Source organism: Sphingorhabdus sp. (genome assembly GCF_035329025.1).
GTDB lineage: Bacteria > Pseudomonadota > Alphaproteobacteria > Sphingomonadales > Sphingomonadaceae > Sphingorhabdus_B.
Window position 1 is genome coordinate 1 of the sequence record NZ_DAOLHN010000071.1, and the last position, 8,162, is coordinate 8,162.

The following is an 8,162-nucleotide window of genomic DNA, read 5'->3' on the forward strand; positions in this document are numbered from 1 at the left end:
ACCAGATCGCGGGCAATCTGCTCGACATCGCGGCCGACATAGCCGACCTCGGTGAACTTCGTCGCCTCCACCTTGATGAAGGGCGCATCGGCCAGCTTGGCAAGTCTGCGGCTGATCTCGGTCTTGCCGCAACCGGTGGGGCCGATCATCAGGATATTCTTGGGCGTTACTTCGTCGCGCAATTCGGCAGGCAAGCGTTGGCGGCGCCATCGGTTACGCAGTGCTACCGCGACCGCGCGCTTGGCGTCGGCCTGACCGATGATATGCTCGTCCAATGCGGCTACAATCGCCTTCGGCGTCAAATTCTGGCTCATAATATCAGGATTCCCGGGATCAGCTGACGCTGTCCATGCTTTCGACCGTCAACTGGTCGTTGGTGTACACACAAATATCGGCGGCGATTTTCATCGCATGGCGCGCCTGCTTTTCGGCATCGGCCTCATAGTCCATCAGCGCTCGCGCTGCGGAAAGCGCATAATTGCCGCCTGAACCGATCGCCGCAATGCCATCAAGCGGTTCAAGCACATCGCCATTGCCGGTGAGAATTAACGTCACTTCCTTGTCGGCGACGATCATCATCGCTTCCAGATTGCGCAGATATTTATCCGTCCGCCAGTCCTTGGCGAGTTCGACGGCAGCGCGCATCAATTGCCCGCGATGCGCCTCCAGTTTCTTTTCGAGCCGTTCGAACAGCGTGAAGGCGTCAGCGGTAGCCCCGGCAAAACCTGCAATCACGCTGCCATCATGCAGACGGCGGACCTTCTTGGCATTAGGCTTCATCACCGTCTGCCCCATCGAGACCTGGCCATCGCCTGCGATCACCACCTTGCCGCCCTTGCGGACCGAAAGGATTGTCGTGCCGTACCAGGTCGACGGGTTGTTATGTGCTTGATTGTCCATAGCGCCGGATATGGGGCGCATGGTCTAACAGTGCAAGTATGGCAACTAGACTTGGGCGCGTTCGCCCAGCTTGCGTTCCCATTGCAGGGCATGGGTGACGATGGTGTCAAGGTCGTCATATTTGGGTTGCCAGCCAAAACGGGCCTTGATTTCGCGGTTGTCCGAAATCAGTTCATCGGGATCACCTGCGCGGCGACCTTCGATTTTGCGCTCTATCTTCAGATTGGTGACGCGGTCGACGGCATCGAGCACCTGCATGACCGAATAGCCATGGCCATAGCCGCAATTGAGCGTGTGGCTGGTGGACGGATCGGCAACCAATGCTTCGAGTGCAATCACATGCGCGGCGGCCAGATCGCTGACATGGATATAGTCGCGTACACCGGTGCCATCTGCTGTCGCATAATCGGTGCCAAAAACGGCGACCGAATCGCGTTTGCCCAAAGCAGCTTCGACGGCGACCTTGATCAGATGGGTTGCACCTGCGGTCGATTGGCCGGTGCGGCCTAGTGGGTCGGCACCTGCGACGTTGAAATAACGAAGCGCGCAGTAATTGAAATCATGTGCCGCAGCGACATCGCGGAGCATATGCTCTGTCATCAGCTTCGACATGCCATAGGGGTTGATCGGCAGTTTGGGCATGTCTTCGCGCACCGGGCTCGATTCGGGGATGCCATAGGTGGCGGCGGTCGAGGAGAAGATGAAATGCTTCACGCCAGTGTTCACAGCCGATTCTATGAGGCTGCGACTCGCGGCGGTGTTGTTGCGATAATATTTAAGCGGGTTCTCGACTGATTCGGGTACGATGATGGAGCCGGCAAAATGCATGATGGCGTCGATACCGTGATCGCGCAGCGTGGCAGCGACCAAAGCCTCGTCGGCAATATTGCCTTCGACAAAGGGCACATCTTCGGGGACCGCCCAGCGAAAGCCCGTAACCAGATTGTCGATGACGACGGGGCTGTGTCCGGCATCTTTCAGAGCTAAAACGGCGTGGCTGCCGATATAGCCGGCACCGCCGGTAACGAGAACCTTGAGTTGTTTTGTCATGGCCGGAAGATAGCCGATGAGAGTGATGCTTTGGTTAACAAAATCACTTTGCTCTGATCGAATTTACCAGATTTGCGCCTGCGAAAGTTAAAAAAAAGGCGGCCGAAAAGCCGCCTTTCCTTTTAGTCTCAGACCAAGCTCAGGGGCTGGTCGGAGCGTCGTCGTCGTTGCCCGAGGCAATAACGATACCGGCGATTACAGCTGCAGCTGCGAGAACAGCGATGATGACACCGCTTCCGCCGCCGAGCTTGCTTTCTTCCTTAGCGGCACCAGCGCGCTGCACCTTGGCAGCGACGGGCTTTGCAGGAGCAGCAGCCTGTGCGATCACCGGGGCACCGGCGAGAGCAACAGCAGCCACTGCAGCGAGCGAAACTTTACCGAAACGCATTTTTTGGCTCCTTTTTTGAATGTGGTTTTAAACACACCATGGTCTTACTGGCACAAACCGCGCTTTGGCGCAACCCGTGAATCGACGTCGAAATTGCAAAATCTCATTTTCTCTTCATAGGTTGGGGGACTGTTGCGCAGCCGACACAGTGGAGCCTAATGTAAACGCAGGTTAACTGCCTATTGCCTAAAGTTGTAAGTTTTCATCATCTGGTTTTGTTCAAAGTATTTGTTTGGCAGCCTGGATGAATTGCTTTGTAGAGGGGTATTAGAACCATGCTAATTGCGGTTCATCAAATGAACAGTTGTACTGACGTTGAGAGAAACGTCGCCGCAATGGTCGCCGCTATGAAAGAAGCTAAGGTGCGTGGCGCCGCATTCTATTTCGCACCCGAAATGTCCTTGTTGCTCGACCGAAACCGCCAGCGCGCAAGATCCAGTATCACGTGGGAGGACAAGAATAAGGCGCTGCGGTTACTGGCAAGTATGGCAGGAGAGCTGGGTATCTGGGTTCATTTGGGATCGGTGCCGGTATTGTCAGAACGTGCAGAAGAGCGGATGGCCAACCGCACGCTTCTTATTGACAGTTCCGGCCAAGTCGTCGCGCGATATGACAAAATGCACCTGTTCGACGTCGATCTGGCCACTGGCGAATCGTGGAGGGAGTCATCGGCATATGTCGGGGGCGAAAGCCCGGTGCTGGCCGACACCCCGCTTGGTCCGATGGGGCTGACGATTTGCTACGACATGCGCTTTCCCGATCTCTACAGTCGGCTGGCGCGGGGCGGAGCAAGGTTGTTTGCGGTGCCGGCGGCCTTCACCGTCCCTACAGGCAAAGCGCACTGGCACGTTTTACTAAGGGCAAGAGCTATTGAATCAGCAGCCTTCGTTATCGCTGCGGCCCAATCGGGCAAGCACGAGGATGGCCGCGAGACTTATGGCCATTCGCTCGTGGTCGATCCCTGGGGAGAGGTGTTGCTCGATATGGGTGAGGGCGAAGGGCTGGGGTTTGCCGATATAAATCTCGCCCGCGTCGATGAAGTGCGCGCGCAAATTCCGGTTCACCTTAACCGACGGGATATTCCGCCGCTTCCATAGCGCGCCTTCTGGCCAGATGCTGTTCGCGCCAGGCGATGATCATGCCTGCGCCGATGATCAGCGGCGCGCCAAGCCATACGGAATGTCCGGGTATGTTTCCGAACACCGCATAGCCCATCAGTGCCGACCATAGCAGGGCACTATAGTCCATGGTCATGATCGCCGCGACCGATGCATGGCGCAACGAGGCTGTCAGCAATATTTGTGCGATCGCACCAGACAGGCTGAGCCCCGCAATTATCGACCAGCTGAAAATATCATGGTTCTTCCCGAATATTAAAACGGCAATGCCCAGCGGCAGCAGCGAGGTGAGGCTGAACCAGAAGACGATGGCACCTGCTGGCTCGCTCTGCGCCATCCGCCGCAGCTGGATGATCACACAAGCCGTCATCAATGCCCCTCCCAAAGCTACGGCGGCGCTGGTAGGGGCAACCGTCTGGCCACCTGGCTGGAGAGCGATCACCACACCAATAAAGCCCAAGACGACAGCGCCCCAGCGATAGCGCCCGGTTGGCTCGCGCAGCAGCAAAGCGGCAAGGATCGTCGCAAAAATCTGTGCGGCAAAGCCAAAGGTAGTCGCCTCTGCCATCGGCAACAGCAGCATCGCCGAAAAATTGAGTGTCATTGCAGATACGCCGAGTATCATACGCAGGCCGTGCTGCAACGGCCGGGCGGTGCGTATGGAGGACAGCGCGCCAGTCCACCAGAGCCAGGCTATCGCCACGGGCAGCCCGGCGAGTTGGCGATAGAACAGGCTTTCGGCAACATGGACACCGTGCTGCCCTGCCAGTTTGACCAAGGCAAACATCACACCCAGCACTGCCATCGCGGCAAGCCGCAGCATTATGCCCAGCAGCGGGCGCCGGCCTGTTTGCGCCGAAGCCTTGGTTATTGTCGTTTCAGCCGTCATCGCCGTTTGCATAGGCAGATATCCGCATCCGTCCAGCCTCTTGCAATGACAGGGGATCATGCGCATCTGGCCCCGATGATGGACTGGCTGACAGAAAACTGGAATTTTCACATGTGGGCGGTCATCGCCGTTCTGTCGGCCCTGGCGGCTGTCACATTCGTGCTAGCCGATAGAAAACGGCAGAAGCGCGAGCGGCTTGACCAGGTCGGTTTCGTTCCGTGGACGGGTTTGAGCGTTCTTGCGATGGGGATTACGCTGATAGCAGCGGTACTTGCCGTAAAAGCCGGTTGATCGCCAAGAGCAACGTTGAAGCCTATAGCGCGTTCCGCTAACCCAGTTTCAAACGCGAACCGAATCCGGACGCGCAAGAGGAGAGAGATATGTCCGACCTGCCTGCAACCAACCGTACCATGCTGACCGAAGTGAAGCCGGAAGGCGTGCTCGAGCTTTATCTGGCCGATCTGCCGATGCCGACGCCGAAAGACCATGAGGTCGTGGTGAAGGTGCAGGCCACGCCGATCAATCCGTCAGACTTGGGCCTGATGGTTGGGGCTGCGGATGTGACCAGCGCCCGGGCAATCGAACGTGCAGGCTTGCCTGGTATCGCGATGAATGTGCCCGAAGCCGGAATGCGCTTCATGGCTGGCCGCATCGGGCAGGCCTTGCCGATTGGCAACGAAGGCTGCGGTGTCGTGGTAGCGGCCGGTGCTTCGCCGGAAGCACAAGCGCTGATGGGCAAGACCGTCGCGCTCATCGGCGGTGAAATCTATGCCGAATATCGCTGCCTAGCAGCGCAAATGTGCATGCCGTTGCCTGATGGAACCGCGCCTGAAGATGGCGCATCCTGTTTCGTTAACCCGCTGACTTCGCTTGGCTTTGTCGAAACGATGAAGCTGGAAGGCTATAAGGCGATTGTTCATGCCGCTGCCGCCTCCAACCTCGGTCAGATGCTCGTGAAGATCTGCAAAGCAGACGGAATTCCGCTGGTGAACATCGTCCGCAGCGAAGAGCAGGTTGCGCTGCTCAAGGGCATCGGGGCTGAAATTGTCCTCAACTCCAATGACGAAGATTTCGTTGAAAAATTGACCGCAGCTATCGCTGAAACCGAGGCATTTTTGGGCTTCGATCCGATTGGCGGCGGGAAACTCGCCGGGCAGATATTGAGTGCTATGGAGGCAGCCGCTGTGCGCCGCATGTCGGCCTATAGCCGCTATGGTTCAGACCAGATGAAGCAGGTTTATATCTATGGCGCACTGGACGTTGGCCCGACGATCCTCAACCGCAATTTCGGCCTGACCTGGAGCTTGAGCGGCTGGTTGCTCACGCCCTTTATGGCGAAAGCTGGCCCGGAAATCGTCGGCCGGATGCGCGCCCGCGTCGCCGCAGAACTGACCACGACGTTCAAGAGCCATTACAGCCATGAAGTCAGCCTGGAGCAGGCAGTCGATGTCGCGACGATGCAGGCCTATAATGCCAAGAAAACCGGCGAGAAATATCTGATCAGGCCGTAAGCGGGATTACTTGCCGAACTGGCCGCTGACGCGCTCGAGGAAATCCGGACCTACGCCCACGCTGTTGAACACTTCGTGGGCTAGCCCGGCATTGAGCGGCAGGTCGGCCTGATCCAGATAAAGCTGCTTATAGGCAAAGACGCTGTGGCGGCTTTGCGCGGCGATGGCGCTGGCCAGTTCGAGCGCTTTTGCATCGAGTTCGGCATCGGGCACGACATGGTTGGCAAGGCCGATCTGCGCTGCCTCTGCGCCCGATACGGGAAGGCCTGTGAAGCTCATTTCGCGCGCTTTCCACTGGCCTACACGGCGGGGCAGCCGCTGGCTCATTCCCCAGATCGGAACCAGCGCAAATTTGCCGTGCGTGTCGGCAAAGACGGCATTTTCGGCGGCGAGAATGATGTCACCCGCCAAAGCCAGTTCAAGCCCTCCGGTATAGCAGCCACCTTGTACGGCAACGATCACCGGTTGGGGCAGGGTAGCCAGTGCGGTGACGATCGAGGCCTGGAAATTGGGACGGGGCAGCTCGCTTCCGCGATCCTTGAGGTCATTGCCCGCGCAAAAAACCGGTCCATTGGCGCGCAAGATAACGGCGCCGAATGCGTCGCCCGCTTTGTGTATGGCGGCAATATGCGCCTCCAATTCAAGCCACAGCGCGATGTTGAGCGCATTGCGCTTGTCAGGCCGGTTGAGCGAGACGATCGCGATGCCGTCAAGGTCCTCGCGGGTAACAAGATCGTTCATAGACTTCCCTCCGCTGCGACGACGGTTTGCCCCGCCGGATTGAGTGCCGCCAATGTGAGCGCATCGCCCTCGCGTCGTCCGACCAGATGGAGCGGTTCGCCTGCAAAGGCCGGGCTTTGCGCCCGAAATGCAAATTGCCTGACGCTGTTTGCACCAAATTGCCGTGCTGCCAGATCAAGCAACAGCGATGATGTCAGCGGCCCATGGACAACCAACCCACGATAGCCCTCTTCGTTGATCGCATAAGGCGCATCATAATGGATGCGGTGGGTGTTAAAGGTTATGGCGGAAAAGCGGAACAGAAGCGCTTCGTTTGGAACCAGCGTCCGATGGAAGTCCCATTCGCTAAAATCGATCTCGACGGGCTCCGGCGCTGGCGCAGGCTTTGCCGTGTTTGCCTCGCGATAGACGAGCGTTTGCCGCTCGCTGATCGCCAGTATGCCATCGGCCTTGGTCTCATGCTCGACATCGACAAACACCAGACTGCCCGTGCTACCCGATTTCTCGCTGATCGAAGCGATGGTCGAAACACGCTCTATTTCGGTATTCACGGTGATAGGTGCGATAAATTCGACTTTGCTCGATGCCCACATCCGGCGGGGGTGCGGGACAGGCGGGAAAAAGCTGCCCGGGCTGTCGCTGCGCTGCGGGTGGCCGTCCAGTCCCAATTGCGCGGTTGTCGCTTCGGGCGTGCACAGCACCCAATGAATGGCTTGTGGCGCGGTATCGCCGCTTTCCGCGCTGTCGATCGTTGCCCGAAAGCGTTGCAACAGGGCAGGGGTCAGCCGGTCGCGCTGCACCATCTGGCGGCCAATCCAGGCATCCCACGCGCCCATCAGTAACTCCTCGGCAGGCCGAGAACATGCTCGGCGACAAAGGAGAGGATCATGTTCGTGCTGATTGGCGCGACCTGATAGAGCCGGGTTTCGCGGAACTTGCGTTCGACATCATATTCGGCGGCAAAGCCAAAACCGCCATGCGTCTGCACACAGGCTTCGCCCGCCGCCCAACTGGCTTCAGCGGCGAGCATCTTCGCCATATTGGCTTCCTCGCCGCAATTCTCGCCCGCTTCATATTTGCGGATGCCTTCCTGAACGAGAAGGTCGGCGGCACGCATCTGCGCATAGGCGCGCGCGATGGGGAACTGCACGCCCTGATTTTGCCCGATTGGCCGCCCGAACAGCACCCTTTCCTTGGCGTAGGCGGTCGCCTTCTCGATGAACCATTTGGCATCGCCGATGCACTCTGCCGCGATCAGCAGCCGCTCGGCATTCATGCCGGAAAGGATGTAGCGGAAGCCCTTGCCCTCTTCGCCGATCAGGTTTGCGGCGGGCACTTCCATATTGTCGAAGAAGACCGCCGTGGTCGCATGGTTCATCATCGTGTCTATGGGGTTGATGGTGAGCGAACCCGCGGCCAGCGCTTCCTTCATGTCGACCAGAAAAACCGACAGCCCCTCGGTACGGCTCGCGGCTTCCTCCTTGGGTGTGGTGCGGGCAAGCAGCAGCATCAGGTCCGAATGTTCGGCGCGGCTCGTCCAGATTTTCTGGCCGTTGACGATGTAA

Annotated in this window: 11 protein-coding genes; 3 read left to right on the forward strand and 8 right to left on the reverse strand. The window is 58.3% G+C overall.

Translation table 11 applies throughout. The annotated features are described in order from the left end of the window. The 4 genes from PKC81_RS13915 to PKC81_RS13930 form a co-directional block, all read right to left on the reverse strand. Window positions 1–314: AAA family ATPase (locus PKC81_RS13915; protein ID WP_324337104.1), on the reverse strand; the 314-nt coding region annotated here is incomplete at its 3' end. A gap of 19 nt (window positions 315–333) precedes the next feature. Next, a complete protein-coding gene (gene hslV, locus PKC81_RS13920) occupies window positions 334–900 on the reverse strand; it encodes an ATP-dependent protease subunit HslV (RefSeq protein WP_324337106.1) in 567 nt (188 codons plus the stop codon). Window positions 901–945: 45 nt separating this feature from the next. Next, window positions 946–1,950: a UDP-glucose 4-epimerase GalE gene (galE, locus tag PKC81_RS13925; protein WP_324337108.1), complete on the reverse strand. Its 1,005-nt coding sequence runs from the start codon at window positions 1,948–1,950 to the stop codon at window positions 946–948. 139 nt (window positions 1,951–2,089) lie between these two features. Continuing rightward, on the reverse strand, window positions 2,090–2,338 hold the full coding sequence (locus tag PKC81_RS13930) for a hypothetical protein (protein WP_115549070.1): 249 nt from the start codon (window positions 2,336–2,338) through the stop codon (window positions 2,090–2,092). A 275-nt stretch (window positions 2,339–2,613) separates the two neighbouring features. Here PKC81_RS13930 and PKC81_RS13935 point away from each other — a divergent pair, with 275 nt between their 5' ends. Beyond that, window positions 2,614–3,435 (forward strand): carbon-nitrogen hydrolase family protein, encoded by an 822-nt coding sequence (locus PKC81_RS13935; protein WP_324337110.1) that lies wholly within the window; start codon window positions 2,614–2,616, stop codon window positions 3,433–3,435. Here PKC81_RS13935 and PKC81_RS13940 read toward each other — a convergent pair. After that, on the reverse strand, window positions 3,404–4,357 hold the full coding sequence (locus PKC81_RS13940; RefSeq protein WP_324337112.1) for a DMT family transporter: 954 nt from the start codon (window positions 4,355–4,357) through the stop codon (window positions 3,404–3,406). The two genes, PKC81_RS13935 and PKC81_RS13940, sit on opposite strands and share 32 nt — an antisense overlap. A gap of 63 nt (window positions 4,358–4,420) precedes the next feature. Here PKC81_RS13940 and PKC81_RS13945 point away from each other — a divergent pair, with 63 nt between their 5' ends. Then, window positions 4,421–4,636: a hypothetical protein gene (locus tag PKC81_RS13945; RefSeq protein WP_298600895.1), complete on the forward strand. Its 216-nt coding sequence runs from the start codon at window positions 4,421–4,423 to the stop codon at window positions 4,634–4,636. 89 nt (window positions 4,637–4,725) lie between these two features. Further along, entirely contained in the window at window positions 4,726–5,856 is a 1,131-nt protein-coding gene (locus PKC81_RS13950; protein ID WP_324337114.1) for a zinc-binding dehydrogenase, read from the forward strand. 6 nt (window positions 5,857–5,862) lie between these two features. Here PKC81_RS13950 and PKC81_RS13955 read toward each other — a convergent pair whose 3' ends face one another. The 3 genes from PKC81_RS13955 to PKC81_RS13965 form a co-directional block, all read right to left on the reverse strand. Continuing rightward, window positions 5,863–6,597 (reverse strand): enoyl-CoA hydratase-related protein, encoded by a 735-nt coding sequence (locus tag PKC81_RS13955; RefSeq protein ID WP_324337116.1) that lies wholly within the window; start codon window positions 6,595–6,597, stop codon window positions 5,863–5,865. Next, window positions 6,594–7,433: a hypothetical protein gene (locus tag PKC81_RS13960; RefSeq protein WP_324337118.1), complete on the reverse strand. Its 840-nt coding sequence runs from the start codon at window positions 7,431–7,433 to the stop codon at window positions 6,594–6,596. The genes PKC81_RS13955 and PKC81_RS13960 overlap by 4 nt, the downstream gene beginning before the upstream one ends. After that, on the reverse strand, window positions 7,433–8,162 hold a 730-nt coding region (locus PKC81_RS13965), incomplete at its 5' end, for an acyl-CoA dehydrogenase family protein (RefSeq protein WP_324337120.1). The genes PKC81_RS13960 and PKC81_RS13965, both read right to left, overlap by 1 nt.

Excerpts from the sequence above, each read along its gene's own strand:
- PKC81_RS13955 (WP_324337116.1), bottom strand. The coding sequence starts at position 6,597 with ATGAACGATCTTGTTACCCGCGAGGACCTTGACGGCATCGCGATCGTC.
- galE (WP_324337108.1), bottom strand. The coding sequence starts at position 1,950 with ATGACAAAACAACTCAAGGTTCTCGTTACCGGCGGTGCCGGCTATATC.
- PKC81_RS13940 (WP_324337112.1), bottom strand. The coding sequence starts at position 4,357 with ATGCAAACGGCGATGACGGCTGAAACGACAATAACCAAGGCTTCGGCG.
- PKC81_RS13935 (WP_324337110.1), top strand. The coding sequence starts at position 2,614 with ATGCTAATTGCGGTTCATCAAATGAACAGTTGTACTGACGTTGAGAGA.
- hslV (WP_324337106.1), bottom strand. The coding sequence starts at position 900 with ATGGACAATCAAGCACATAACAACCCGTCGACCTGGTACGGCACGACA.
- PKC81_RS13960 (WP_324337118.1), bottom strand. The coding sequence starts at position 7,433 with ATGGGCGCGTGGGATGCCTGGATTGGCCGCCAGATGGTGCAGCGCGAC.
- PKC81_RS13930 (WP_115549070.1), bottom strand. The coding sequence starts at position 2,338 with ATGCGTTTCGGTAAAGTTTCGCTCGCTGCAGTGGCTGCTGTTGCTCTC.
- PKC81_RS13945 (WP_298600895.1), top strand. The coding sequence starts at position 4,421 with ATGATGGACTGGCTGACAGAAAACTGGAATTTTCACATGTGGGCGGTC.
- PKC81_RS13950 (WP_324337114.1), top strand. The coding sequence starts at position 4,726 with ATGTCCGACCTGCCTGCAACCAACCGTACCATGCTGACCGAAGTGAAG.